Origin of the sequence: Photorhabdus luminescens subsp. luminescens (assembly GCF_001083805.1) — a bacterium.
In the GTDB taxonomy this organism is placed as follows: Bacteria; Pseudomonadota; Gammaproteobacteria; order Enterobacterales; family Enterobacteriaceae; genus Photorhabdus; species Photorhabdus luminescens.
The window spans coordinates 181,474-206,673 of record NZ_JXSK01000003.1 but is presented as its reverse complement, the minus strand read 5'-3'; the positions used below and the strand labels follow the sequence as shown (position 1 = coordinate 206,673).

Sequence of the window (25,200 nt, the reverse complement as noted above, 5' to 3'; positions counted from 1 at the left end):
TATTTATAACTCAAGGATTTTTCCATGCTGTTTACAGCATGACTGTGTGCACCTAAAAAAAGAGAGAAAACTATGTTTGTTAATCAATATCGTGAGAATTTATTAAACTCTGTGGGTCTTGAACTGGATATTAAGTCTGCTCAAGATAACCGGCTTACATTATCGGACGGCCGGGTTGTTAAGGATTTTTTGGCTCAATATGGCGCATTGCCATTTGGGCATAATCCTGATTTCGCTATCGCTGAAATTAATAGATTCATTGAAAATAAAGAACCTATCTTCTTTCAACCTAATATTCACAAAAAGGTACGGCTATTAGCTGAAATGCTTGCAGAGCAAATAGATAAGGAAAAATATACCCACTGTACGTTTACTAACAGTGGCGCTGAAACGGTAGAAGCTGCGATTAAATTTACTCGTCTGTTTACTGGCAGAAAGCGTATTCTGAGTTTGCATCGTAGTTTTCACGGTAAAACCTATTCGGCATTATCCGCTACAGGATCAAATCGGTTTAAAGCCGATTTCATTTATGATGATAAGTTATATGAGCAGGTTGATAGTGAAGATTTGGATGAAATAAAAAGAAAGCTGGAGAGCCGGGAATTTGCCGCATTTATTATTGAACCGGTGCAAGGAGAAGGTGGAATGAAAGTCATTCCACCAGATACATTGTCCAGTATTTTGGTGATGTGTAAAGAAAATGGCACATTGTCAGTATTTGATGAAGTCCAGACGGGTATCGGTAGGCTTGGGGCATTCTGTGCAGCTACGCTCTACGTTTTAAAGCCGGATGTGATCCTGTTTTCCAAGGCGTTAGGGGCAGGTATCTCGCCGATTGGCGCGATGTTGTATTCAGAGGAGCTTTATTTATCCGAGTTCGACAGGAAGCATAGTTCTACTTTTGCTAATAACGTCTTGGCCGCAACGATGGGGATTGCTGTTATTGAGCATCTGACTAAGGATGACGGTAAAGCGTTAACCCATGTTCAAGAAGTCAGCCGTTATGTTGATGAATGCCTTGAGCAATTATCTGCTAAATACCCGGAGCATTTTTACTGGCAAGGGGCTGGGTTGATGCGTGGTCTTGAAATACAGGACAGCAAAGCGTTTGACAACATATTTATCAATTTCAGTCAAAAAAGTGGTGGTCTGGCTTATATCATTTGTAGTTTCTTGTTGAAGCATTATGGTATTTTCACCATGCCGTTAATGTCTCGTCCTTGTTCTGTACGTTTTGAGCCGCCGCTTAACGTTTCCAAAGAGGATATTAAAACGTTTTTCACGGCTTTTGATGAAGTATGTCAACTGGTTGAGAATGGACGATATGACATTCTTTTTTCACACTTGATAGACATACCTGTTGCAGATCTCCCGCCTGCTTCGGTGAGTTATCCAATATCGAGAAACAAAAACATTGCTCAGATTAAAGCGCCTATTCCTGGATTGATTGAGGGTAAGAAATTCGCTTTCTTAATTCATACCACTTCGGTTGGTGAATTTTCTCACTCTTATTGTCTGTCGATAAAGGAGAATTACACCCAGGAACAGCAGAAACGGCTTGGTAATTGGATCATGCAGGTTGCCTCGATTGATTTTAATCCTGATATCGCTGTTGAGTTTGGTGTCGAAAGTTCAACGGCATATGCTAATGGTATGCTCCTTTTCTCACCTATCAATCCTGAAGATATGATGGCATTGTCGGCAAAAGAACGGGCGGTATTGATGAAGGAATATCTTGATATGGCAGAGAAAAATGGCGCTGAAATTGTCGGTTTAGGCGCTTATACCTCGGTTATTACTAACGGCGGTACTAGCCTGGTGAATAATCGGCAAGGCCGGATAATAACTAATGGTAACTCTCTGACAGCGGTGGCGGTGGTTGAAGGAATACGCTCAATGTTGACGGAAAGCGCATCCCGGCAAACATTGGCGGTAGTGGGCGCCAGAGGCTCCGTAGGCAGGCTTTCAGTCATTGGCTTGGCGCATAACTTTGGCCGGATTATCTTGGTGAGCCGCCCTAATAAAGCGCGCATATTACTCTCTGAACTGACTAAGGCACTTCTTTCCTCAGTATTAAGAACTCATGATGTCATTCAGCCGGATTCGGTCATGGATAAGATGAGAAAATGGCTTGTTAAACAAAATCCGGGTGTAACTGATGCACAAGTATTACATCAGCAAGTGCTTGAAGTCGTTGGTACCTTTGGTTTGGAAGCGATAGAGAGTTATGAACACTCTTTGAATCAGGCTGATTTTATCGTCTCGGCAACGAGTGAAGGTAAACCTTTCTTGAATACCCATTACTTGAAAGATTCCGCCATCGTTTTTGATGCGGCCAGACCATTCGATTTCATTCGGGATGGCAATCATCACATTTACGAGGGGGGATTGGTCTATCAGCCTGAGAAAGTGACCTATAGTGATTGCAACTTGATCGATATACCTGAGGGGGTAAATCTTGCTTGTTTGTCAGAAACTATTGCTGTGGCGCTTGAAGGGGTGAATGTTCATCAAAGCATCGGTAGAGCCATTGATTACAATGATGCATTAGCCATTCGGGATATTGCGAGAAAGCATGGGTTTATCCCTGTCCAATATTCCCGAAATAATCAAGGTGAGCGTTATGAGCATGTTGCTTGATGCTCCCCAGATTATTGCCACCGGGAACGCTCAGGATGTTCTTGGCAACAGTCATCTTAGAAAAGTGCTTTGTTATGCAAAGCACCCGTTGAGTAGCCTGTTGTTCAATAGTGAAACATATTGGTTTACTAACCAAAAGGGGGCTATTGGTTTCTTTCAGGACAAAAATCTGCATATGAGTGTAGGTGGTATTTTGGCTCCTGACGAAGAACGAGCTGCACTTTTGTGCTCTTTTCTCAACTTCACTAGGGAAAAGCGGGCTTTCCCGGTTTTTCTGCACGGTGATGAGAGCGATTTTGTATTGTTGAAAAATAATGGCTTTTCTGTGAACCAGCTTGGAGCGAGTTATTCATTGAGCCTTGATGGATATGACATGAAAGGCAAACGGTTTCAGCAGCTTAGAAATAAAATCAGTAAATCCAGAAGAGCGGGGATTTCCGTTCGAGAGATCTGCTCGCAAGAGGAATATTATCGATTTAAACCACAACTAGAATATATTAATCAGCTTTGGTTGAAAGAAAAACATGCGAAGGCCCTGAAAAAATTGGTGATTGATTTCAATACCGTGGAAGTGAATTCAGGCCAGCACAGAGTCTATATTGCAACTCAGGGAGAACAAATTCAGGCATATATTGTTTATAGCTACACTTGGGGGGAGACATCGGGATGGTTTCATAATCTATCCCGAAAAAAACCGGATATACCCGACGGCACTATGCAGTTTATTAATGAAACTGCGATTAATGACTTCCTGAAAGAGGGCGTAGTTTCCTACCTTCATTTGGGCTTCACCCCTTTGGTGGAGTTCGGCGAGGAGGGATATATTAATGACTCGGCAATCTTTTATAAAGTTGCCAAATGGTTGTCATCAAAAGGCGGAATTGTTTATCCTGCTGCTTCGCAACGTCAATATAAAATGAGTTGGCGGCCGTCGTTAATTGAACCGGAATATATTGCTTTCCCCAAAGGAAAGGCGATGAAAGCATTATGGTCAACATTGCGAACGACTAATAGTATTTAAGTTATAAAAAGCTTTTTTTAATATTAGGTTACAGGTGATCAGAATGGCGCGCAACGTGCTGAATGATCACCTGTCATAGTTAATAATTGCTTGCTTATTGATATATACCCGTCATCTTTCAAGTTGCCTCTTTGTTGGCTGCACTCGCTCACCCCGGTCACATAGTTATCTATGCTCTCGGGGATTCGCTCCCTTGCCGTCGCGATGCATCTTGAAATCCATAGGGTATATTTTATATTGTGAGCCTATTTTCACTGTACCTATATATTTGAAATTATTTTTTCTTCACAGGTTATTGTTATCTTATTTTCCTTTTTGCTTTCGGCTTAATGTTAATTATTTTACTACTTCACATTCATTATTGTTATATATTGACAGTAAAGATTTTGTATCAACTTTACTGTTATTGGTGATTGGAAAATTATCAATACTGATGAATTCACTGGGTATCATATAGGCAGGCAAATTCTTTTTAAGATGGCTCACTAAATTTTCCTTATCAATAATAGTTTTGAATTTACAGAAAGCAATCAGGCGAACAATAGAACCATCTTCTTTTTTTAATGGCAAAACAACAGCACTATCAACAATAGGAAGATTCATCAGCCTTTCTTCAATTTCATGTAGCTCAATGCGATATCCATTTAGTTTTATTTGGTTATCTTTCCTACCAAAGCAATACCAGATATTGTCAATTAATTTGCCGATATCTCCAGTTCGGAAACTTCTCGTTCCATGTTGGTCAATGGTCAATCTATTATTATCTTCCGTTTTGGCTCCAATATATTTTCTCATAACATGAGAGCCAGAGATGACAATTTCGTCATTTTCTAATGTTAGAATAGAACCTGATCTTGACTCTCCAATTGGCAATAATTCCATATCAGAATGGAGATATTGATCATTAATTTCAATTAATGTTGTTGCTACGGTAGCTTCCGTGGGACCATAAGTATTATAGATAATTGAAGATGGAAATCTTTTCCTTAAATGTTTAACGAGATTTTTACTTAGAATTTCCCCACAAAATAGAAAATGTTTTAAATTTTTTAAGAAGGAATAATTAAAATTCTGCGATAGTAATTGCTTATAGGAAAAAGAGGGGGTTGAAACCCACACCGTTGGCTGATAATGATTTAAAATTTGATAGAATTTTTCAGAATCAGTCGTTGTTTCTTGAGGAATGCAAATACATGTACCACCGTATACCAATGTGCCGAATGTTTCATACATGGATAAATCAAAATTAAATAGCGCTTGATTCATGAAAACAGGTTTTTCACCAAGCTTGAAATCATTGTACATCCATCGCATAAGATCATAAACGCTTTCACGTCCAATGACTACGCCTTTAGGTTTTCCTGTGCTACCGGATGTGAACATGATATAGGCAACATTATCTTCATCAAACTCAATATAATCAACGTTTGTTGTTTTGAATTGATTGTTAATCACATCGTAGTAATAAGGAGTGTTGGATAGTGATGCAATTTCTAATAAGCGTTGTATTGGATAAATTATATCGATTGGAATAAATGGGATCTTATAGGTTATACATGCATAAATTGAAACTAAGAAATTAGCTTCTTTGTGTCCGTATAAAATCAAAGGCGTGTTGCGATTTAAATTTAATTCTAAATATTTGGAATGCCACTTTTTAATCTCATGATATAAGTCACGCCAATATATGACTTGATCTGAACCCACTATGACGGGATTGTCTGGATGAGAAGGGGCTATTATTTTATCGTTGATTAATAAATCAAAATTTGATTCGCTATATTCGTTAAGATATTTCATTTTATAAAACTGTATCCACTAAATATATATAAAGAAAAACAAATTAGAGTTAAAGTTGTCAATCTGCCAAAGAAAGAGATGAGTTTTGTATTTAGGATATTAGCGATATTCTCTTTATCTCTAGTATAATGAATCAAACAGTTATGCATTACTGAATAAAAACCAAATAAAGCACCACTTATAATATAATTAAGCTCTAGGCCATTCCAAATTCCCATGCAAAATAATGTGATAAAGATACTGATATTTTGGGCAAAGAATCTGTGATTTTTGAAAAAATTTTTCTCCATTAGTGTCTTATATAATGGCATAAAGATGACGTCTCTTAGCCATTCAGATAAGCTAATGTGAAATCTACGCCAAAAGTCCTGTGGGTTTTTGGCTAAAATTGGATAATTGAAATTAATAGGTAAGTTTATTCCAAATAGCTTACCTGCGCCACAAGCCATATTTGTATAACCTGCGAAATCAAAATATAAGTAGAAACTATAACTTATAGCAACTACTAAGTATGATTCAATAGTGTCTTTATTAATATAGTCAGATAAAAATACGTTATAGATAAGGGCTGCGAATAAAAATTTCTGAACTATTCCATATAATATTTGCCCGGCGCCGGCAAACCATTTTTCTAAAGAGACTGGCATTTGTAATTCAAGTAAATCACGTTTGAAGCTGTTCCATCTATACATAGGGCCAGCCAGCCAAACTAATGGTAAGAATAAATAGGCAAAATATTCATAAGTTATTATTTTCTGTTGCTTGCTAGAGAATAAAATGACATCAATAGCCCTGAATGTAAAAAAGGATAAACCGATAACGCTGAGTAGATGACTAAATTCTAAATTTAGTTTAACTAAAAATAAAGGGGAGATTATTAGCAGAGAAGATATTAATTTATTAATTATATTCTTCTTGAAAATTAAAGTTATTAAATAGAAGTAAATAGATAGCGCTATGGGGATATAAATCTTATATCTAAAAATAATACACCAGCAAATAATAGAAAATATACTTAGTACAACTTTAGAATTTATTTTTTTATTAAAAAATAGAAAAAATAAAGAAGAAACAATTGAGGCTGAAAATAGATAAATGAAAAAGTTAAAATTTGCAAACATGTCTTTTTATGCCTTTTTTATTCTAAAATTGCTGATATTCATATTTTACTTTAACTTCACTGCTACCATTGACGATAGAATCAGAATGATAAAATAAGGTAAGCATTAGAAAAAGATATAATAAAAAAGCCTTTATAAAATATTTCATTTTGCAAAATGTTCCACAATAGCTTTATCAGTTAATAACCAACCATATTCCCCCATATGCATAATATCAGTTAATACTCCTGGCTGATATTGCTCTTCAATAAGATTTAAATATCCCATGCCATGAAATTTTATTTTCTCTGATATAATATTTTCAACGGGCTTAAAATCATCTGTATCTGTGTATACATAAGGATTTAATGGCTGCATAATAAATAGAGCATCGACATTATATTTCGCCAATAAACTTAATATATTGTCAAGGGCGTGCATTTCTTTGCTGTAATTGATTCCATTAGGGAATGATTTTTTACTTTTTTTATCCTTTACATATTTCTCATAGTATTCTTTATTTACCCATTGTGTCTCCTTGCTCATATTGTTAAGTTCAATACTTTTAGCGTCATTAGCAAGAGTTAGCCATTGAACCTCGGTATTGGCAATTTTAAATTGTTTTTTAATTAAAGGATCTTTATGAGGGACATAAATATTTTTAACTTTAATTTCATGATTGTCGGTTATTATATTTTTGATGTTTATTCTTGCATCTGCTATATAATTTAAAACATTTGCAACTGACGATACTATTATATTATCTTTATGAATCAACTTTAATTGGGTAGAATTTAAATTTTCAAAGTTATCTTTGTTTTCATTGAGATAGTTGGAAAATATATTTTTTGCATTCTCATCATTTGCGAGTTTATTTGCGATATATGATGGAAAATGAGAATTGTATGCTTGTGGCAGCAGGTCTGTCTTTTCAAACCATCCCGGAGATAGAATAATGACAATTCTACTATCTTTATTTAAATATTCTCGATAAGCTGATAAATAACCATAAATTGCTAATAATTCAAAATGCGCTTTACCAATACCTATTGTAGGAATATTTAAATTTTTTGTTAAAAAATCATATGGGATGAACTTATGTGTTCTGTTTGTTAATTCAGAAGATCCGAATAAAATGACATGATTATTTTTAAATCCATATTCAAGCGACTTTTCTTTTGAGAAATCAATGGCATTGTGTTGATCTGTAATGGTAGGTATATAGTTGGTCGATTTACTATCGTCTTCAATATATTTGTATTCTACTATTTTCGAGTGGAAACTATTAATAGGTGCTATAATAGATGAAAAAATAATTACTGCGAATAATAATGCTGTAATATTAATAGATATCTTTTTTAACATCATTTTAAGTTGTTTAAATAGTTGATAATTGACTTAGGGGTTTCGATAATGGATTCAGCATCAGTTGCTGATATGTAGCAATCGAATTCCTCTTGTAATTCCAGGATGAGATCGACTGTAGTGATTGAATCTATTAAGTTTTTCTTCAAAAGTTCATCACCTAATTCAACATTTTTTTTGGCAATTTTGCTGACTATCGATAATACTTGCTGTTCAAGTTCCATATATTATCCTTTTATACCAAGATTGTATTTGTATGATTTATCGATATTTATAATAGCTACCGCACAAGCTAAAGTATATTTGCTTGCTAATATAACTGTTATTCCTTCAGTTTATTTGATTGATTTTACATATGTTATTAAACAATATGGGATATCAATACCTCAGTTTTAATCGTGATGCATACTAATTGATAGTCCTTTTTTGATCAAGATAATATGATTGTTTTACGCACAATTTTCTAATAAATGAGAAAATAATATTTTTTTTAAAATATCCTATGATTTGCTATCCCTCAATATAATTAAATGTGTAAATGAAAATGCTAACTAATTCACATTTGAATTTGTAACGGAAAGCTATTTAAAAATAAATAGAAAAATTAAAATAAGTTTTTCATCATCTTGCCGATGAATATGAATTTTCATACTAAAGAGAGTGAAGAAAGAGGGAATGTCACTATTATGAAGATCTATTTGGAGATAGGGTGTTTCTATTTACTTGAGAAGATGTTAATTGCTCTTTTAACATGGAAGTCAGTACTGAGATTCCTACACAATAAATTATTTGGGAGTGAAATGATGGATTTATTGTCATATCCCGCTCAGTCAAAAGACTGGGCGGGATATTAAATACTTGGAAAACTATACTTATTCAAACAAACGCTGATGAAGCGTTTGAACAATTTGTTCTGCATCTTTGCCTTGAACAAGCAAGCACAGGTTATGGTTACTGGCGCCATGACTGATCATACGGAGATTGAATCTTTCCAGCACACTAAAAACTTTTTTTCCTAATCCACTGGTTTGAGAAAGCTGATTACCAATAATTGCCACCAGCGCCAGATCTTCTTCCACTTCAACCCGGCATAGCGTCGAAAGCTCCGTCATAAGCGCATTGGTCAGCAGGCTGCCATTTGTGCTAGTGGAGCCTGTGGTGTCGAGTGTTAATGCCACATTGACTTCAGAGGTGGTGATCAAATCCACTGAGATATTATGACGTGACAGAATGGTAAATATCTCAGCCAGAAATCCCTGTGCGTGCAGCATTTTCAAGCTGTGTAGCGTCAGTAACGTCTGTTTCTGTCGCAGGGTAATAGCGCGAAACTGTGGTGCGGCTTCTGTAGTATCGCAAACCAACGTACCGCCGGCCTGTGGGTTTTTACTGGAACCGACAAAGACCGGAATGCCACAGCGAATAGCGGGAAACAACGTTGCCGGATGTAAGATTTTGGCGCCAAATGTTGCCATCTCCGCCGCTTCATCAAAGGCAATCTTATCAATTCGTTGTGCGGCCGGAACAACTCGTGGGTCAGTGGTGTAAATGCCCGGCACATCTGTCCAGATATCAACGCGCTTTAGGCCAAGGGCTTCTCCCAGGAGCGCCGCAGTATAATCGCTGCCGCCACGCCCCAGTGTAGTAGTACGACCCTTCTCTTCACGACCAATGAAACCTTGGGTGACAACCAGAGTATTTTTCAGATGTGGTAAGAGATGTTCTGTTGCCAACGATTGAAGTTGTCCACGATTTGGTTCTGCATGACCAAAATGATCGTCGGTATACATCACTTTGCGTATATCAAACCATTCGACATCTTTACCGCGCTGGCGAAGCAATTCGGTAAACAATCGTGTGGACATCAGTTCACCGTGGCTGACTAATTCATCTGTCAGAACCGCAGAGGTTGCCAGAGATGCAGTTTCAGCAAGGGTTTTAATGTTTTCCAGTAGATGATTAATCTCTTGACGAATGGTATCGGATTTATGCAAGCGATCAATAATTGCGTATTGAATGGTGTGGATCTGTTTCAAGTAGTCAACCCGCTTATCTGCATCGCAGCCTTCCGCTAATGCAATTAATAAGTTGGTTATACCGGCAGAAGCAGACAGTACAACCACACGTACTGCTTTATTTGCCAGTACGATATCTGCACTGCTATTCATGGCATCGAAATTTGCCACACTGGTACCACCAAATTTTGCGACTACATGCCCGCCAATTTCTGGGCATTGGGATGAAACAGCACTCATTGCGATAACCTTCTGTTAACTGGATAGTCTTTTTAGAAATATCGGGTTAACCGTTTTGAGTCAACGGAGTGAAGAGCTACATCAATATCTTTCATGACACGATGAGAATCATAAAAAAAACTGAGGATAGTAGAGAGAGGCAATTATTTTTTATACACCTCAACAAATAGAACTAGAAAAATTTAATCGTTTTGACCAATATCAGCGATTAAAGGAAAAGAGGCTCGAATCATAGAATTACAGGTTACAATCTTTCTTTACTCCCAATTAATTACAGTCAGTTGATAGAGAGCATAGCTATGAAAAATATCAATCCTAGTCAAACCTCAGCTTGGAAAGCGTTAGAACGGCATTTTGCGCAGATAAAGGATATTCACCTACGTGAGTTGTTTGGACAGGAGCCAAATCGTTTTGCTAAGTTCTCCGCGACGTTCGATGACCAGATTTTGGTGGATTTTTCAAAAAATCGCATTACAACTGAGACATTAGAAAAGTTACAGGCACTTGCTAAAGAGACGGATGTTGCCGGGGCTATTCGCAGTATGTTTTCGGGTGAGAAAATTAACTGTACTGAAAATCGCGCTGTCCTGCATATTGCTCTACGTAATCGCAGCAACGCCCCAATTAGGGTTGACGGGGAAGATGTTATGCCGCAGGTCAACGCTGTGTTGGCAAAAATGAAAGATTTCAGTGAACGCGTGATTAATGGCGAGTGGAAAGGTTATACCGGTAAGGTGATGACTGATGTTGTGAATATCGGTATCGGTGGTTCAGATCTTGGCCCTTATATGGTGACAGAAGCGCTGAAACCTTATAAGAATCACTTGAATATGCATTTTGTTTCTAATGTGGATGGAACTCATATTGCGGAGACCTTGAAATCACTTAACCCGGAAACGACGCTGTTTCTCGTTGCTTCCAAGACGTTCACGACTCAGGAAACAATGACTAATGCTCACTCTGCTCGTGATTGGTTCCTAAAAAGCGCGGGTGATGAAGGATATATTGCGAAGCATTTTGCGGCGCTTTCCACCAATGAACAGGAAGTTAAGCAATTTGGTATTGATACCAAAAATATGTTTGAGTTTTGGGATTGGGTTGGCGGCCGTTATTCGTTGTGGTCAGCGATTGGTTTGTCTATTGCACTCTCTGTTGGGTTTGAAAATTTTGAACAATTGCTTCGTGGTGCGTACGCAATGGATCAGCATTTTTCTAGTACCCCATTTGAGCAGAATATTCCTGTATTGCTGGCGTTAATTGGTATTTGGTACAACAATTTCTTTGGCGCAGAAACTGAAGCGATTCTGCCATACGATCAGTACATGCACCGCTTTGCTGCCTATTTTCAGCAAGGCAATATGGAATCCAATGGTAAATATATCGATCGTAATGGTCATCCAGTGGATTACCAAACTGGCCCAATCATCTGGGGAGAGCCTGGCACCAATGGTCAGCACGCGTTTTATCAGCTTATTCATCAGGGAACTAAACTGATCCCCTGCGATTTTATTGCGCCAGCCATCAGCCACAATCCATTGAGTGACCATCACAGCAAATTGTTATCTAACTTTTTTGCTCAGACAGAAGCATTAGCCTTTGGTAAATCTCGTGAGCAGGTGGATGCTGAATTTGTCGCCAGTGGTAAAAGTATGGTTGAAGTTGAACATGTTGCGCCATTTAAAGTGTTTGAAGGAAATCGCCCGACGAATTCTATTCTGTTACGTGAAATTACCCCGTTTAGCTTGGGGGCGTTGACTGCCATGTATGAACATAAAATATTTGTGCAAGGGGCAGTTCTCAACATCTTTACTTTTGATCAGTGGGGAGTTGAATTGGGTAAGCAATTGGCTAATCGTATTTTGCCGGAACTTAAGGATGATAATAGGGTTGTCAGCCACGATAGCTCGACAAATGGGCTGATTAACCGTTTTAAAGCATGGCGTTAGTCATTTATTCTGAATTGGAAATTTAATTGATATGGGCGAATTATATTTAGCATAATTCGCCCATATTTGGTAAATGTTGTTTATAGAATCCGTTATAACTTTTTATTCTTCATACCTATAACGTGGTATTCTCGGTGGCTATCAATTGTGCCCTCGGATAGAAGAAATTTGTCTTAATGGAAAATCACATGTTAGCTGACTCAATATTAACAACGGTGCCGATTCATTGGCTTTCGGTGGATTCGCCCACTTTACCTGATGAGGTTTCAGATTGGTTGATGGAATTAGGCTCCATGACCCGCCGTTTTGAGCAATACTGCAATTGTGTTCGTATCATACCATTCAGAGAATGTTTTATTACCGCGGAACAGCTTTCTGATGAAAGTGAGCGTTTGCTAACTAGCCAAAGATATTGGCTGCGTGAGATTGTATTGTGTGGTGACAATATCCCTTGGCTATTGGGGCGGACGTTAATCCCTGAAGCAACATTGACCGGCCCTGATGAAAGTTTGGTTGATTTAGGAACAGTCCCACTGGGGCGCTATCTTTTTAGTGGTAATAAATTAACGCGCGACTATATTCATGTGGGGCAGCAGGGGAACCGTTGGGCGAGACGATCATTGCTGAGATTATCAGGCAAGCCGTTATTATTGACGGAAGTCTTTTTACCTGAGTCACCTGTATACAAAGATAAGATTTAAAAGGGGGAAACAGAAGTGGCGGGAAGTATGGCGCAAAGTAAATGGCTGGCCTATTGCCGTTTAGTGCGTATTAATAAACCTATAGGTGCATTATTGTTGTTGTGGCCGACTTTCTGGGCTTTATGGATGGCCGGTAAAGGCATTCCAGATATGCACATATTATTAATTTTCACTGCCGGTGTGTTTCTGATGCGTGCAGCAGGATGTGCAATCAATGATTTTGCTGACAGAAAATTTGATGGTTATGTTGAACGCACAAAAACACGTCCCCTGCCGAGCGGCGCTATTAGTGGAAAAGAGAGCAAAATCTTGTTTGTCGTATTGGCGCTGATTTCTTTCGGACTGGTTCTAACCCTGAATAAAATGGCGATCGGGTTGTCAGTCGTTGGGTTGGCTCTGGCTTGGCTTTACCCCTTTGTTAAACGGTTTAGTCATCTTCCTCAGTTTGTACTGGGGGCTGCTTACGGTTGGGCTATTCCTATGGGATTTGCTGCGGTTAGTGAATCCTTACCACCAGAGTGCTGGTTGTTATTCCTGGCTAATATCTTCTGGTCGGTTATTTATGATACACAGTATGCGATGGTCGATCGAAACGATGATCTAAAAATTGGCGTGAAGTCCACCGCTATTCTGTTTGGTCGTTTCGACAAGTTGATTATTGGATTATTGCAACTTGCTATGTTACTGGTGCTGGCGCTGGTGGGTTATATGATGAATCTCGGTGGTATCTACTATTGGTCGCTGTTACTTGCGGGCACGCTATTTATTTATCAGCAAAAATTGATCGCCGACCGGGAAAGAACACTTTGTTTCCAGGCATTCCTCAATAATAACTATGTAGGTTTGGTGCTATTCCTTGGCATCTTTTTCAGCTATGTCTGAAATATCTGGTGATAATGTGAATAACCATTATCACCAGTATATTTAAGAAGATTATTCTTCCTTGGTACTCTCTTCGGTATCGTTATGCTCTGGCGGCAAACTGACACTCTCGATAGTTAGACGAATCTCAGGTGACATCAATTCACCTAATACCTGATACAGCTCCTGGGTATTTGCTGTAATCGCATTACCACTGTCACTGATATAACCCTCTTCGCGCAGCGTATTTACCGATGTAGTAAATACCGCCTTATCAAAGAATTCAGGTGCGTTGATGCCATGCAATACCGACAGACGTTGCGCTAACATTCGACTCTCTTTTTCCAGCACTCCCCGGCTGATTACTGGGTTGGCGTTGAGTAAAGAGAGTGTGATGGCATAACGTTGCAGTGTTTCACGGATGCCGGCTGCCAGCAATTGCAGGGGGCGGATACGTGCTGGATTAAGCACCAGCAGGCCATGCTCCTTGTTGCAGATAAGGCACTGGCGGGTCAGTTCGTTGATCAGCGTATTAACCACTTCTGGCAACTCTGTTTTGCTATAACGCATAAACAGCTCGGCTTTAAGGAGTGGATAAATGATTGCGACTTGGTTTAACAACGCTTCGCGGCTGATGCGGCGATGATGAATAACGATGCAGGCAATCAGTGATGGCAATACTAATAGATGTTGAATATTGTTGCGGTAGTAGGTCATCAAAACTGCACGCTCACGTGGCAGAATGATAATGTCACCCATACTGTCTTTGTCTACCTCGAACTTATCCATTTGCAGAGCGTGCTCTAACAACTCCTCCGCAGTTTTCTTTGGTACAGTGACATCAGCAGCGTAGGGCGCATTGTGCATGAGCTGTATATAGCAATCCAGTTGCTCAAGCAGTTGTTCACGAGTCAGTGCTCTCTGACGCGACGAAAGCAGGGCAGTTGAACACAAGTTGATGGCGTTAGCCGCCGCGGTGTTGTTGATGTTTACCATAATCTTCTCAGACAGTTGACTGACTGTCGGATTGAACCATTCGGGGCGATGGAATTCTATTGGATCAATAGAATCGCGCCAGCTAGGAACATGGTTGTTAAGGTATTGGATCAACGGGATGGGTTCGCCAAAGTTGACGTAGCCTTGGCCCAGATTACGAAGTTTACGCAAACCGCGTATCATCTGGAAAAAGCCCTCTTTCTCTTTGGTTGCGCCACGCAGTTCTTTAGCATAGGTGGCAACTTCCATCACATGTTCGTAGCCGATATAAATTGGAATAATGGTAATGGGGCGTGATTCGCCTCTCAACAGCGCCTGTAATGTCATGGACAGCGTACCCGTTTTGGGATCGAGTAAACGACCTGTCCTGGAGCGACCGCCTTCCATAAAGTATTCAACAGAATAGCCTCGGGCAAACAACTCACCTAGATATTCCCGGAATATCGTGGCGTAGAGTTTATTGCCCTTGAACGTGCGGCGGATGAAAAATGCGCCAAGACGGCGGAATATTGGCCCTGCCGGCCAAAAATTCAGGTTGATGCCAGCGGCGATATGGGGCGGTACCAAGCCTTGATGATAGAGCACGTAGGAGAGCAGCAAATAATCCATGTGGCTACGGTGGCAGGGCGCATAAACCAGTTCGTGACCATCCTGTGCTAGACGACGGATGCGTTCAGCATTGTGAACATTGATCCCTTGATACAGGCGGTTCCAGGTCCAACCTAGTACACGGCCTGACAGCCGTACCGTTTCATAAGAGAAATTCGCCGCAATCTCTTCCATCATGTTAATGGCATTCTGTCGGGCTTTCTCATGTGAGATTTTCTTGGTGCGGGCCTCATCAGAGACCGCCTTTTCTATCGCTTTCGATGCCAGTAACTTGTTAAACAGATCCTGACGAACCGGTAGGCGTGGCCCAACGGCTGCCAGGCGTTGGCGCGAGTAGTGCATTCGCGCCACACGAGCCAGTTTATGGGCAATAGTCTTGTCCGTGCCATGCTCAGTTGCCATATAGCGTAGAGATACTGTGTTTGAAAAGCGCACAAAACTATCTCGGCCTAGCCAGAGAATGGCGAAGAATTTTTGGATACCATTGAGTAGCCGCAAATGTGGAGCGCTCTGCCCTTCGCGTCCGGGGGAACGACCGAACATGACAGAAACCGGCAGCATTTGAATATCCAAATTTGGATTATTGCGATGTAGATCTAGATAAGCATGGAAAATTTTTACGGATTCCTGCTTTGGCGCACAATAGCGGAATACACGTGGACCATTATCGATAAATACATAGCTGGGAAGTTCAGCGTCACCGATCTCCAGTGAATTTAATGGGTCCGGCAGATCCTGCTCAAGACATTGCTGACGTAATGCCAGTAAGTCTGCTTTGGAATGATACGGCAGCACGTACAGAATCGGGCGTGTTGTATCGAGCCGCAATTCAGTAATAGGATCTGTGGGGATAAGTTTGCTCTTTACCAGTATTTTTAGTGGTAAATTCAATAATTTATAATATATTTTACGCCAACTTGACATAAATATCTTGAAGCCTCTTGTTAGCAACACGTTGCCAGCATACCAGAAACGGGTGTTGAGATCTGTTGTGTTAAGACAATAATAAAAGGGAAAAGTGTCAAATAACCTCATATTTGGTGTGAATAATTTATGGCTAATCAATCCAAGGGCTTGACCCGTATCATTAACGCAATTTTATATTCTATGAAAGGTATTAAGGCGACATGGCAAAATGAAGCGGCTTTCCGTCAGGAAATAGTTTTAGCGATATTGGCTATGATAGTTGCATTTTATCTGGATATCGGCGCCATTGAACGCATTTTACTGATTGGTTCAGTGATGCTGGTACTGATTGTGGAAATCCTGAATAGTGCTATTGAAGCAGTGGTTGACCGTATTGGCAGTGAGTTCCACGAACTTTCCGGTCGCGCGAAAGATATGGGATCGGCGGCTGTCTTTCTGACCATGATGTTGTCATTAATTGTCTGGGGGACCATCCTTTGGCGCTATTTTATGGCCTGATTTAGTTTAATAGTTAGGTATTATATTATAATTGGCTAATTTTCTACCCTGGCAGGTTCCCAATCGTTATTTAGCTGTATATACTCACATATTGACTGTATAAACAAACAGGGGACGAAATGAAAGCACTTACCGCAAGGCAGCAGCAAGTTTATGACTTGGTGCGTGACCATATTTCGCAAACGGGGATGCCGCCAACGCGTGCTGAAATTGCAGCACGTCTTGGCTTTCGTTCACCTAACGCGGCTGAAGAGCATTTGAAAGCATTGGCTCGTAAAGGGGTGATAGAGATTGTCGCTGGGGCATCTAGAGGTATCCGTTTGTTGTTTGAAGAATCTGGTTTACCGTTAATTGGCCGTGTAGCCGCAGGTGAACCACTGTTGGCGCAGGAGCATATTGAAAGTCATTATCAGGTTGATCCTGCACTGTTTAAGCCAAGTGCGGATTTCCTGTTGCGGGTCAGCGGCATGTCTATGAAAGACGTTGGGATTATGGATGGCGATCTGTTGGCTGTGCATAAAACCCAAGATGTTCATAATGGGCAGATTATTGTCGCCCGCATTGAAGATGAAGTGACAGTAAAACGTTTTAAACAGACTGGAAATAGAGTTGAATTGTTGGCAGAAAACCCAGAATTTAAGCCAATTGTGGTGGATTTGCGTGACCAGAGTCTGACAATTGAAGGATTGGCGGTTGGGGTGATTCGTAACGGCAACTGGTCTTGATAGTAAAATATCAAATTGTTGTTTTTGAGATTGTTAAAGAATTGCAATATTCCGGCAGAATCATGTTGTTGAATTTATCGTTGTGATTATCTTAAACGTGATTCTGCGGTTGTTTATTTTCAGTCTGGCTCTATACCAAAGGTAAGCATTTATTACCATCTACTTCTTTTTTACTTCAATGCTGTGGTCGTGCTGGCATTCACCTCGTTTAGTACAGGATTCGATCTCTTCACAGGGTGAGCATAAGCCATGCGCCTCGATGACGGTATGGCGTAAACTGAACCTGGCTGTTTTTGCTAACTGTTGAATGGCGGATTCAACGGTTCCACCGTCTCGTTCCGTAACAGAACCACAACGGTCGCAAATAAACATCGCTGAGGTGTGGCTTGGTTGTTCAATATGGTGACATAGGACATAACTGTTGGTGGATTCTATTTTATGAATAAACCCCTGTTCCAACAGAAATTCCAGCGCCCGATATACGGTAGGCGGTTTGGCCTGCGGTTCTGCTTCCCGTAACAAATCTAGTAAATCATAAGCGCTGATTGCTCCGGGTTGCGCTGAAATTAGACGCAAAACTTCAAGCCGCTGCGGAGTAAAACGGACTCCACGAGCCTGGCAAATGACTTCGGCCTGTTCCAGTAACTTTTTTTGATTAATCAATTTCATTGCGCCCCTTACAACCAGTACGATAATAATATTGTGATGTTATCATGTTTCTTCAATAGAAAATATTATCCAGTAAAGTTCATTGTGATTGTCCCTTGATGGAGTTAATTTGGCTAAATTGGTACTCAATAGCAAAAATAATGTTTTCTTGAAGTTTATGATAATACAGACAAGAATTATCGTATATGACAGATAATTTTCGGAAAGGAAGCATTTATGATGAAAGAGCTTTTACAAAATCAGCCTCATTATAGACAGTTCCCTGTCAAAGGCTATCAGGTAATGAAGCATATTATCTGTGAAAAAAGAAAGTTACCTTTTCTAAGAGCATTATATGCGTTGATTAATATTTTATTTGTAATTGCGGTATGTATGGGTATTGTATTATCTGTAGCAATTGTTTTATTTATAATAGGTAATGTATCTGTCCCTGATACCGACTATTTACTTCTGGCACAAGTAGGAGGTATAGCATTATTGGGTGTAATGTTACTCTCTGTTATTATTTATCGCATTGTTAAGCGTCCTGAATGGGAGCAACGGCGTTATTATCAACAAGCAGGTTTATCTCTTTTACCAGAAGAGAAGCGCCAGGCATTACGGTTAAATATTGTTAGTGACTATTGGCTAGGTTTTTGGAGTGAAACTCTAGAGCATTATCCTTTACAGTCACGAGTTGCCCATGATAACTATCGTTACTGCCTGCTCCCATTATCTCTGACTCAGGAACATCAATCCCAATTATATAGCGACTGGGGAATTATTGATGAAGACGGGTATATGAAAATGCTAACGGGTTTGTGGGAAGGGGTACATTCAAAACATTTTGCTATTGATGTTGCTCTTAGTGATGGGAAAATGTTTAAAGTGCTTGCTAAATTAGTTGAAGTAACGCCTGACTATATTCATAAATGCTCCAAACCTATTAATGAACGCCCTCCTGCATTAGTGTGGGGGTTTGATTTGTGGCTTGCAATTGTTTTAAGTCGTAACTGTTTTTGTGCCGGTTATATTAGTGAAGAAATGGCATGGAAAGATATGTTGAAAACCGCGGATTATGTTTATGAAATCTTCGGTAATTTTGATGAGTTTTATACAAATTTCCGGCTAGGAAATGCTTACTGGAGTAATGATTTTAACCGGTCTAAAGAACGGCTGGAACAATTTAATTATTATAAGTCACATTGTGACTGGCCAATTGCTAGTTTACCGTGGCCTGAACCAAAAGGCGTTATCATGGAAAGGCAGATGATGACAGGTTTTTCTGCATTAGTAGAAGATGTTGTACGTAGTAACATGGAAGAACAACAAAGTTATGAATTTGATATTACTGAGCTGTCAGCGTCTCGTGTACTTCATTAATATTTACATGAAATGTTTCCCCTTGAAGAACATTTCAAGGGGAAATAAGTAATTAATATAGAAAATAGTGGCTTAATTATTTTTTTGTGGTTTCAACTTGAATGTAAAGTTCGACTTGTTTGCTGATATTGTCTGTCACTACGAAATTCATTCCCCATTGAAGATGGTCTATTGGAGTTTGTAAATCTCTACCACAAGTTTCTGCTTTCAATATTCGGATTTATTAAAAAGTAACATAATTTACCCCGTTTCCTGAAATCACCTGTTTCAAATGAAACGGGGCCAATATTTACTTTATTAGTTAATGGGTTAAATCAAGTTAATAAATTTTCTCTCTATATCTTTAATGGCCGCACATCCTGCCAGTTTCATGCTAAGTTTCAACTCATCCTTAAGTAGGTTTAAAACGGAAGTGACGCCTGGCGCCCCACCCAATGCCAGCGCATACAAAATGGGCCTACCGATAGCGACAGCTTTGGCGCCTAATGCGAGAGCTTTAAACACGTGGGTGCCGCGGCGGATGCCTCCATCCAGATAGACTGGAATTTTAGATCCAACCGCTTCAACAATGTGCGGTAATGAAGCGATTGCTGCCGGGACAGTATCTAACTGACGGCCGCCGTGATTAGAAACTTGAATCGCTGCGGCGCCGTGTTCAACACATTCTTTAGCATTTTCGGCGGATTGAATCCCTTTTACGATGATTGGAAGACCTGATTCTTTGGCGAGAAACTCCAGGTCATTAAAATCAAGATCCCGTTTAAATAGCGCTGTAATCTCTGATAAGCTTGCTCCTGCGGGAACGCCTGGAATATTAGGAAATGGTAATGAATGTGGGAAAACAAATTTATTACGTTTATCGGTTTCTCTATTACCACTCCACTCTAAATCGACGGTAAAGACGATTGCGGTTGCCCCCATAGCTTTGGCTCGACGTATCATTTCGCGGTTAATGCCCATATCTTTGGTAAAATAAATTTGGAACCATTTGGGGCCATTACTCACCTTTGCTATTTCTTCAAGAGGTGAATTAGCTAGAGTTTGCGCGGTAAACAGTGTGCCGGCAGCGGCAGCGCCTCTTGCCGTTCCCAATTCAGCGGTAGTATGAGATAGCCCATGTGCTGCCATTGGGGGAATGAAAATAGGCATATCCACTTTACTGCCGAGCAATTCGGTTGTTGTGTCAGGCTCTTTTATTCCTGCGAGATAGCGGGGAATAATTTGAAAATCGTCAAACGCTCTGGTGTTTTCACGTAAAGTCCATTCATCGCCTGAACCGCCGCTGATATAGCCGAATTGAGGGGCAGGAATCAATTTACGCGCTTCTTCTTCCAGGTCGTAAAGATTAATAATATCAAGGGATTTTTCTGCACTATTTGTTTTGTAGGCTCCTGTCAGCTTTATGTTAGCAGTTGCGGCGTTGGCTGAGGATACAGCGGATAGCGTACCGGCAGCAGCAAGACTTAATCCTCCAACTATGACGTCTCTTCTTGATGGCATATAATTTTCCCTTACTTAGTAGGTTTAATAAGTATTGACAATAGAATTTGTCCACATATTAAGAATAGACCGATTCTGGATAATTCAAGCTAATAAATCCTTAAGAATGTTTTTATAAGCTGGCAAAGCCTATTGGAACTGGAGATTCTTTGTTGTGAGAGCAACATCACAAAATTCAGATTAAGATATGTTAGCTTATTTTATTCGCTTACCTGAGTTTTTGGGGAACAGTTCAAACCGAGAGGCTTTGGATGTTGAATATAAATGAGAAAATTGGCTATAAATTTGGTTTCAAATATTGAATTATTATCTGCATCAATTATAAAAAAATAGTTAATTTTACTAAGTTATAAAAATATTTCATCATTACTTATCAGAAAAAGGCTATTATTGAAATGCGATCTAAAATTATATGCGATGAACAGGTGGATATTTAAATTTTCATTAACTCAAAGTCTTATTTAATGAAAGCATAAGTTTTTTCTTTAAGGAGAACTCATGAGTAATAAGAATGATTTTAAAGCCTTTTCTATTAGCCCGGATGCTAATATTGTTTCTCAGGAAGAATATGAAGAAAGTCAGGAACTGAATATAGGGATTCTTCCCAATGTTATTTCCATTGATTTATTAAATAAGGTCTTGCGTCAATCGTCAACTATGTCATCGGTGGTAGCTAATTTTATCTCTACACAATGTAGTGATGATGTTTTGGATGATGGCGATATAGATAAGCTCACTACCCAATTAAATACCGCTTTAGAGAAAAAAGCTTTAATAGAAATTCCAAGTGCTTCATTAACACAAAAAGGTGTTATTCAACTTACAGATGTACTTGGTGATAGTGACATGTTAGCTGTTACGCAAAAGCTTGCTCAAGGAATAGTAAATTCGTTGAGTGAAAATATTAATGGCAGAGTGCCCAATATTCGGCAAGTAAATGGTAAGGAATTATCTGAGAATATTGATCTGGATGCCGTGGATATTGGGGTATACACAAAAGAAGAAGTAGATAACCAAGTTAATGCTAAAGGTAATAAAAATTCTGCCAGTAAAGCGATTAATGGTTGGTGGAAATGTGGAGATACCGGCGTTATCTATCAATGGGGGCGTACTAAGGTCATTGATGCTGGCCGTATAGAACGTATTCAATTGCCAATTAGTTTTTCCAATACGCATTATGCCGTCAATATTAATTCTATTCAAAGTAAAATGGGTTTTATGGGGGCATCTGTTGGCTATGTAAATGTAATTGATCACTCATCTTTCGATTTATTAAATTCTTGGGTAAATGCCAAATGGGATAGCCCATTCTTTTGGATAGCGATAGGATATTAATTATGTATTATTACAGTGCAAAAACGAATGCTTTCTACCCGGTAGAATTGAAACAAAATTATATTACTGCTGGTTCATTGCCGGATGATATTATAGAAGTCAGTAATGATATTTATCAGGAATATGCTGCTAATCATGCGCCAGAAGGAAAACACCGTGTAGCCAATAAAAAAGGTTTGCCGGAGTGGGCAGATATTCCCCCGCCAGCGGAAGATGCATTACGGCAATATGCTGAATTCCAAAAACAACAACTCATCGCTGAGGCAACAAATCAAATTGCGCCACTGCAAGACGCTGTTGATTTAGGTATTGCGATTGAGGAAGAGAAAATGGCTTTATTGGCATGGAAAGAATACAGGGTAATACTTAATCGGATAGATGTTTCACAGGCAATAGATATTGATTGGCCTGAAAAACCAGAGAGATAAATAGACGCAATTTATTTAATTTACCCCAAAAATTGATCTGTTTGATTTTTGGGGAAATATCAGGATTTAAACTTAAATCTTAATTGTTGATTATTTCTCAATTGATTAAATCATTTAAATTTGATTGATAATTTTATGTAACAATTATTCTATTATTTTGGATGAGATTATACTCTATATAAATTGATGGAGAAAGATAATGATAAACTTTAAAGGATTAGGTCATATTAATATTGTTGTAGATGATGTGATGTCGGCAATAGATTTTTATAGAAATCTATTTGGTGCAATACCTAGGCAACTCTTTCCTCATTTTAAAAATAAGGGTTTTGCAAAATCAGCAGGTTTTATCGATAACCCTGAGCAGGTAGATGTATCAATAGCATTTCTGGAAATTCCTGGAGCTAGGGTTTTTATTGAATTAATGGAATATCACAATCCAACTGGAACAAAAAGGATTGAAATAAAAGAAGGCAATGATATTGGTGGTATTGGTCATATTTGTCTTAGAGTACAAAACATAGATAGTGTATTCGAGCATATAAAAAACTCGCCTGATGTAAAATTAATAAATTCATCGCCATTATATAAGCCATACAAAATAGATGAAATCACCAGTGATGAATTTATCTTTTTTAACGAAGAGGATGAAAAAAACGCTGTTTTAAAACAAGAAACTTGTGAGATTATAGGTAAGATCAGATATTTTTATTTTATAGACAAATATAATATTCAATGGGAATTTGAAGAAGGGCATGATGATATTGGCACTGATTAGGTAGTACTTAATAATTATTTGCCGATCTACTGGCTAGAATAAAGGTCTCACAGTTCCGCATTAGCTGGAGCTGTTGATAAGAGTCAGGTTTAAGTTTTTTTACAGCAGGTAAAAAATAGCCCAGAAGATTGGGCTATTGTGAAAGTTGTATTAAGAAAAAACGACTTTAAGGCTACCGGGTGTCCGGCGCGGTTTCCCGATCACAATCTGAACGTCACGCCCTAGTCGATTCAGGCAATCTAACATTTTTGCCTCGCTGATACCTCGGAATTGCCCACGTAGCATGTTAGATAAACGGGGTTGAGTCATGCCTAACAATTGAGCGGCTTTTTCTTGTGTTAGGCGACGGCTTTTAATGATATTGCCGATAATAGTAGTAGCAAGTTGTGCTTTGACTTGCATTTCTTCGGCATCCTCCATACCGAGATCGGTATAAATGTTACCGCTACTGACTTCGATATTGTGGTTCATATTATCTTCCTCTGGCATGGTCTTCTGCGATTTTCAATCGTTCGCGAATTTTATCCATATCTGGCTTAGGTGTTGCTATCTCTGTCGATGATTTTTTCTGAAATACATGTAGAACATAGATAGCAGTTCCAAATTTAACGGTATATACCTCCCGGTAAGTGTCGCCAATGTAGTCTTCTACGACTTCTAGTACACCAGCACCACCAAATCCTTTCAATGGCTTGGCCTGAGAATGTTTTCCCCCAGTCTGTGCAACATGTAGGGCATAACCGAAAATGTCCTGAACATCAGGTGTCAGTCATCAGCTTGGTTTTTGCTGTCTGTATGGTCATGATTATATTCCTTTAGTCTGTTGTTTTATTGGAACAGGCAGTAATTCTGTTGTCTATACGCCCCCACTCTTTTATTTCTCTTTTAGAGTAATTTTTATTTTTTAAATATTATTTCTTTTATAATATAATTTCCTTAATGGAGGAAAATAAATGTATACTATACTTACTCATGAAGCCGCTGCTACTGAACTTGCCACATTGCCATCTCAGATACGTGGTAGGATGTTTAGGTTAATAGAACGTCTGGCAATTGAAGGCAATGCTCTCAGGATGCCACATAGCCGAGTTATCGGCGGTGGTATATTTGAACTAAGGGTAGGAGATAAAGACATTGCCCGGTCACTGTATGCATTTGCGAGAGGTCAGAAGATCTATCTACTACATGCATTCGTGAAGAAGACTGAGAAAACCCCGGCAGCAGCCATCAAGACAGCCCATATGAGGCTTAAGGAGTTCAAATGAAACCAGTATCACTGAACGAATTGAAGGAGTTGATGTTGAATGACGCGGAGTCTATCGCTGCGTATAAGGAAGCCGACAAGGAGTTGGAACTGATACAGATATTATTTGAGATGCGTGAACGTTCTGGCATGTCAAAGACTGAGCTGGCAGAGAAAATTGGTATCAAACCATCAGGTATCAATAGGCTTGAAAAAAATCCTCTTGGCGCAAGTATGAAGACTTTGGAACGTTATGCAGCAGCGTGTGGCGCGGTTATTAACTTCAACGTTCAATATCAGTAAAAGGCATGGGACTTTGGTCCCGTTTATCCCTTAAAGCCGAAATAATTATACTAAAGTAGTAAACGTACTCCGCGCTTTCCCCAAAATATTCCTGATAGCAAACTGTACGGTTCTACATTATACCCAATAGATTTCGAGTTG

At 39.2% G+C, this 25,200-nt stretch carries 23 protein-coding genes; 13 read left to right on the top strand and 10 right to left on the bottom strand.

Annotated elements, in window-relative coordinates; all coding sequences use genetic code 11:
* The first annotated feature begins 72 nt into the window (after positions 1–72).
* Both TI10_RS09080 and TI10_RS09075 read left to right on the top strand, forming a co-directional pair.
* Positions 73–2,640: an aminotransferase class III-fold pyridoxal phosphate-dependent enzyme gene (locus TI10_RS09080; RefSeq protein WP_049582997.1), complete on the top strand. Its 2,568-nt coding sequence runs from the start codon at positions 73–75 to the stop codon at positions 2,638–2,640.
* Complete coding sequence (locus TI10_RS09075; protein ID WP_049582996.1) at positions 2,624–3,661, top strand: DUF2156 domain-containing protein; 1,038 nt, start codon at positions 2,624–2,626, stop codon at positions 3,659–3,661. Before TI10_RS09080 ends, TI10_RS09075 begins: the two co-directional genes overlap by 17 nt.
* 336 nt (positions 3,662–3,997) lie before the next feature.
* On the opposite strand, the gene TI10_RS09070 is transcribed toward TI10_RS09075, so the two are convergent.
* From TI10_RS09070 to lysC, 5 genes are all read right to left on the bottom strand, one after another.
* Positions 3,998–5,461, bottom strand: a complete 1,464-nt coding sequence (locus tag TI10_RS09070; RefSeq protein ID WP_049582995.1) for an AMP-binding protein — start codon at positions 5,459–5,461, stop codon at positions 3,998–4,000.
* Entirely contained in the window at positions 5,458–6,582 is a 1,125-nt protein-coding gene (locus TI10_RS09065) for an MBOAT family O-acyltransferase (protein WP_053093434.1), read from the bottom strand. Before TI10_RS09065 ends, TI10_RS09070 begins: the two co-directional genes overlap by 4 nt.
* A 144-nt stretch (positions 6,583–6,726) precedes the next feature.
* Positions 6,727–7,929 carry a D-alanyl-lipoteichoic acid biosynthesis protein DltD gene (locus TI10_RS09060; RefSeq protein WP_049582994.1) on the bottom strand — a complete coding sequence of 401 codons (1,203 nt, stop codon included), beginning with the start codon at positions 7,927–7,929 and terminating at the stop codon, positions 6,727–6,729.
* On the bottom strand, positions 7,926–8,150 hold the full coding sequence (locus TI10_RS09055; RefSeq protein WP_049582993.1) for an acyl carrier protein: 225 nt from the start codon (positions 8,148–8,150) through the stop codon (positions 7,926–7,928). Before TI10_RS09055 ends, TI10_RS09060 begins: the two co-directional genes overlap by 4 nt.
* Before the next feature lie 648 nt (positions 8,151–8,798).
* Entirely contained in the window at positions 8,799–10,178 is a 1,380-nt protein-coding gene (lysC, locus tag TI10_RS09045; RefSeq protein ID WP_049582991.1) for a lysine-sensitive aspartokinase 3, read from the bottom strand.
* 299 nt (positions 10,179–10,477) lie between these two features.
* On the opposite strand from lysC, the gene pgi reads away from it, so the two are divergent.
* The 3 genes from pgi to ubiA all read left to right on the top strand — a co-directional run bounded on the left by pgi (position 10,478) and on the right by ubiA (position 13,707).
* On the top strand, positions 10,478–12,124 hold the full coding sequence (gene pgi / locus TI10_RS09040; protein ID WP_049582990.1) for a glucose-6-phosphate isomerase: 1,647 nt from the start codon (positions 10,478–10,480) through the stop codon (positions 12,122–12,124).
* 188 nt (positions 12,125–12,312) lie between these two features.
* On the top strand, positions 12,313–12,825 hold the full coding sequence (gene ubiC, locus TI10_RS09035; protein WP_049582989.1) for a chorismate lyase: 513 nt from the start codon (positions 12,313–12,315) through the stop codon (positions 12,823–12,825).
* A gap of 27 nt (positions 12,826–12,852) precedes the next feature.
* On the top strand, positions 12,853–13,707 hold the full coding sequence (gene ubiA, locus TI10_RS09030; RefSeq protein ID WP_175445356.1) for a 4-hydroxybenzoate octaprenyltransferase: 855 nt from the start codon (positions 12,853–12,855) through the stop codon (positions 13,705–13,707).
* A gap of 51 nt (positions 13,708–13,758) precedes the next feature.
* Here the strand turns inward: ubiA and plsB are convergent, their stop codons facing one another.
* The gene (plsB, locus tag TI10_RS09025; RefSeq protein WP_049582987.1) at positions 13,759–16,215 is read right to left on the bottom strand and encodes a glycerol-3-phosphate 1-O-acyltransferase PlsB; all 2,457 of its coding nucleotides are present in this window, start codon (positions 16,213–16,215) and stop codon (positions 13,759–13,761) included.
* A 129-nt stretch (positions 16,216–16,344) separates the two neighbouring features.
* Between plsB and TI10_RS09020 the strand changes: the two genes are divergently transcribed.
* Positions 16,345–16,716: a diacylglycerol kinase gene (locus TI10_RS09020; RefSeq protein WP_049582986.1), complete on the top strand. Its 372-nt coding sequence runs from the start codon at positions 16,345–16,347 to the stop codon at positions 16,714–16,716.
* 119 nt (positions 16,717–16,835) lie between these two features.
* Positions 16,836–17,441: a transcriptional repressor LexA gene (gene lexA, locus TI10_RS09015; RefSeq protein ID WP_049582985.1), complete on the top strand. Its 606-nt coding sequence runs from the start codon at positions 16,836–16,838 to the stop codon at positions 17,439–17,441.
* A gap of 159 nt (positions 17,442–17,600) precedes the next feature.
* Here the strand turns inward: lexA and zur are convergent, their stop codons facing one another.
* On the bottom strand, positions 17,601–18,110 hold the full coding sequence (zur, locus tag TI10_RS09010) for a zinc uptake transcriptional repressor Zur (RefSeq protein WP_049582983.1): 510 nt from the start codon (positions 18,108–18,110) through the stop codon (positions 17,601–17,603).
* A 216-nt stretch (positions 18,111–18,326) separates the two neighbouring features.
* Between zur and TI10_RS09005 the strand changes: the two genes are divergently transcribed.
* Positions 18,327–19,472: a DUF1266 domain-containing protein gene (locus TI10_RS09005; protein WP_244161555.1), complete on the top strand. Its 1,146-nt coding sequence runs from the start codon at positions 18,327–18,329 to the stop codon at positions 19,470–19,472.
* 309 nt (positions 19,473–19,781) lie between these two features.
* Here TI10_RS09005 and TI10_RS09000 read toward each other — a convergent pair whose 3' ends face one another.
* A complete protein-coding gene (locus TI10_RS09000; RefSeq protein WP_244161554.1) occupies positions 19,782–20,972 on the bottom strand; it encodes a lactate oxidase in 1,191 nt (396 codons plus the stop codon).
* Between the two features lie 498 nt (positions 20,973–21,470).
* Between TI10_RS09000 and TI10_RS08995 the strand changes: the two genes are divergently transcribed.
* The 3 genes from TI10_RS08995 (at position 21,471) to TI10_RS08985 (ending at position 23,513) form a co-directional block, all read left to right on the top strand.
* Positions 21,471–22,307 (top strand): gp53-like domain-containing protein, encoded by an 837-nt coding sequence (locus TI10_RS08995; RefSeq protein ID WP_049582982.1) that lies wholly within the window; start codon positions 21,471–21,473, stop codon positions 22,305–22,307.
* 2 nt (positions 22,308–22,309) lie between these two features.
* Positions 22,310–22,735, top strand: coding sequence for a tail fiber assembly protein (locus TI10_RS08990; protein WP_049582981.1), 426 nt, complete (start codon positions 22,310–22,312; stop codon positions 22,733–22,735).
* Positions 22,736–22,934: 199 nt separating this feature from the next.
* The gene (locus TI10_RS08985; RefSeq protein ID WP_049582980.1) at positions 22,935–23,513 is read left to right on the top strand and encodes a VOC family protein; all 579 of its coding nucleotides are present in this window, start codon (positions 22,935–22,937) and stop codon (positions 23,511–23,513) included.
* A gap of 150 nt (positions 23,514–23,663) precedes the next feature.
* Here TI10_RS08985 and TI10_RS08980 read toward each other — a convergent pair whose 3' ends face one another.
* Both TI10_RS08980 and TI10_RS08975 read right to left on the bottom strand, forming a co-directional pair.
* Complete coding sequence (locus TI10_RS08980) at positions 23,664–23,984, bottom strand: helix-turn-helix domain-containing protein (RefSeq protein WP_049582978.1); 321 nt, start codon at positions 23,982–23,984, stop codon at positions 23,664–23,666.
* Position 23,985: 1 nt separating this feature from the next.
* Positions 23,986–24,282 (bottom strand): type II toxin-antitoxin system RelE/ParE family toxin, encoded by a 297-nt coding sequence (locus TI10_RS08975; RefSeq protein WP_049582977.1) that lies wholly within the window; start codon positions 24,280–24,282, stop codon positions 23,986–23,988.
* 184 nt (positions 24,283–24,466) lie between these two features.
* Here TI10_RS08975 and TI10_RS08970 point away from each other — a divergent pair, with 184 nt between their 5' ends.
* Complete coding sequence (locus tag TI10_RS08970; protein WP_049582976.1) at positions 24,467–24,778, top strand: type II toxin-antitoxin system RelE/ParE family toxin; 312 nt, start codon at positions 24,467–24,469, stop codon at positions 24,776–24,778.
* Positions 24,775–25,059, top strand: a complete 285-nt coding sequence (locus TI10_RS08965) for a helix-turn-helix domain-containing protein (protein ID WP_049582975.1) — start codon at positions 24,775–24,777, stop codon at positions 25,057–25,059. The genes TI10_RS08970 and TI10_RS08965 overlap by 4 nt, the downstream gene beginning before the upstream one ends.
* Positions 25,060–25,200 lie beyond the last annotated feature (141 nt).

Bases quoted from the DNA above. Each gene is read 5' to 3' on its own strand.
- TI10_RS09005 (WP_244161555.1), top strand. From the start codon at position 18,327: ATGATGAAAGAGCTTTTACAAAATCAGCCTCATTATAGACAGTTCCCT.
- lexA (WP_049582985.1), top strand. From the start codon at position 16,836: ATGAAAGCACTTACCGCAAGGCAGCAGCAAGTTTATGACTTGGTGCGT.
- TI10_RS08980 (WP_049582978.1), bottom strand. From the start codon at position 23,984: ATGAACCACAATATCGAAGTCAGTAGCGGTAACATTTATACCGATCTC.
- TI10_RS08995 (WP_049582982.1), top strand. From the start codon at position 21,471: ATGAGTAATAAGAATGATTTTAAAGCCTTTTCTATTAGCCCGGATGCT.
- TI10_RS09060 (WP_049582994.1), bottom strand. From the start codon at position 7,929: ATGATGTTAAAAAAGATATCTATTAATATTACAGCATTATTATTCGCA.
- TI10_RS09070 (WP_049582995.1), bottom strand. From the start codon at position 5,461: ATGAAATATCTTAACGAATATAGCGAATCAAATTTTGATTTATTAATC.
- lysC (WP_049582991.1), bottom strand. From the start codon at position 10,178: ATGAGTGCTGTTTCATCCCAATGCCCAGAAATTGGCGGGCATGTAGTC.
- TI10_RS09065 (WP_053093434.1), bottom strand. From the start codon at position 6,582: ATGTTTGCAAATTTTAACTTTTTCATTTATCTATTTTCAGCCTCAATT.
- TI10_RS08965 (WP_049582975.1), top strand. From the start codon at position 24,775: ATGAAACCAGTATCACTGAACGAATTGAAGGAGTTGATGTTGAATGAC.
- TI10_RS08985 (WP_049582980.1), top strand. From the start codon at position 22,935: ATGATAAACTTTAAAGGATTAGGTCATATTAATATTGTTGTAGATGAT.
- TI10_RS09055 (WP_049582993.1), bottom strand. From the start codon at position 8,150: ATGGAACTTGAACAGCAAGTATTATCGATAGTCAGCAAAATTGCCAAA.
- TI10_RS09020 (WP_049582986.1), top strand. From the start codon at position 16,345: ATGGCTAATCAATCCAAGGGCTTGACCCGTATCATTAACGCAATTTTA.
- TI10_RS08970 (WP_049582976.1), top strand. From the start codon at position 24,467: ATGTATACTATACTTACTCATGAAGCCGCTGCTACTGAACTTGCCACA.
- pgi (WP_049582990.1), top strand. From the start codon at position 10,478: ATGAAAAATATCAATCCTAGTCAAACCTCAGCTTGGAAAGCGTTAGAA.
- TI10_RS09000 (WP_244161554.1), bottom strand. From the start codon at position 20,972: ATGCCATCAAGAAGAGACGTCATAGTTGGAGGATTAAGTCTTGCTGCT.
- plsB (WP_049582987.1), bottom strand. From the start codon at position 16,215: ATGTCAAGTTGGCGTAAAATATATTATAAATTATTGAATTTACCACTA.
- TI10_RS09075 (WP_049582996.1), top strand. From the start codon at position 2,624: ATGAGCATGTTGCTTGATGCTCCCCAGATTATTGCCACCGGGAACGCT.
- ubiC (WP_049582989.1), top strand. From the start codon at position 12,313: ATGTTAGCTGACTCAATATTAACAACGGTGCCGATTCATTGGCTTTCG.
- zur (WP_049582983.1), bottom strand. From the start codon at position 18,110: ATGAAATTGATTAATCAAAAAAAGTTACTGGAACAGGCCGAAGTCATT.
- TI10_RS09080 (WP_049582997.1), top strand. From the start codon at position 73: ATGTTTGTTAATCAATATCGTGAGAATTTATTAAACTCTGTGGGTCTT.
- ubiA (WP_175445356.1), top strand. From the start codon at position 12,853: ATGGCGCAAAGTAAATGGCTGGCCTATTGCCGTTTAGTGCGTATTAAT.
- TI10_RS08990 (WP_049582981.1), top strand. From the start codon at position 22,310: ATGTATTATTACAGTGCAAAAACGAATGCTTTCTACCCGGTAGAATTG.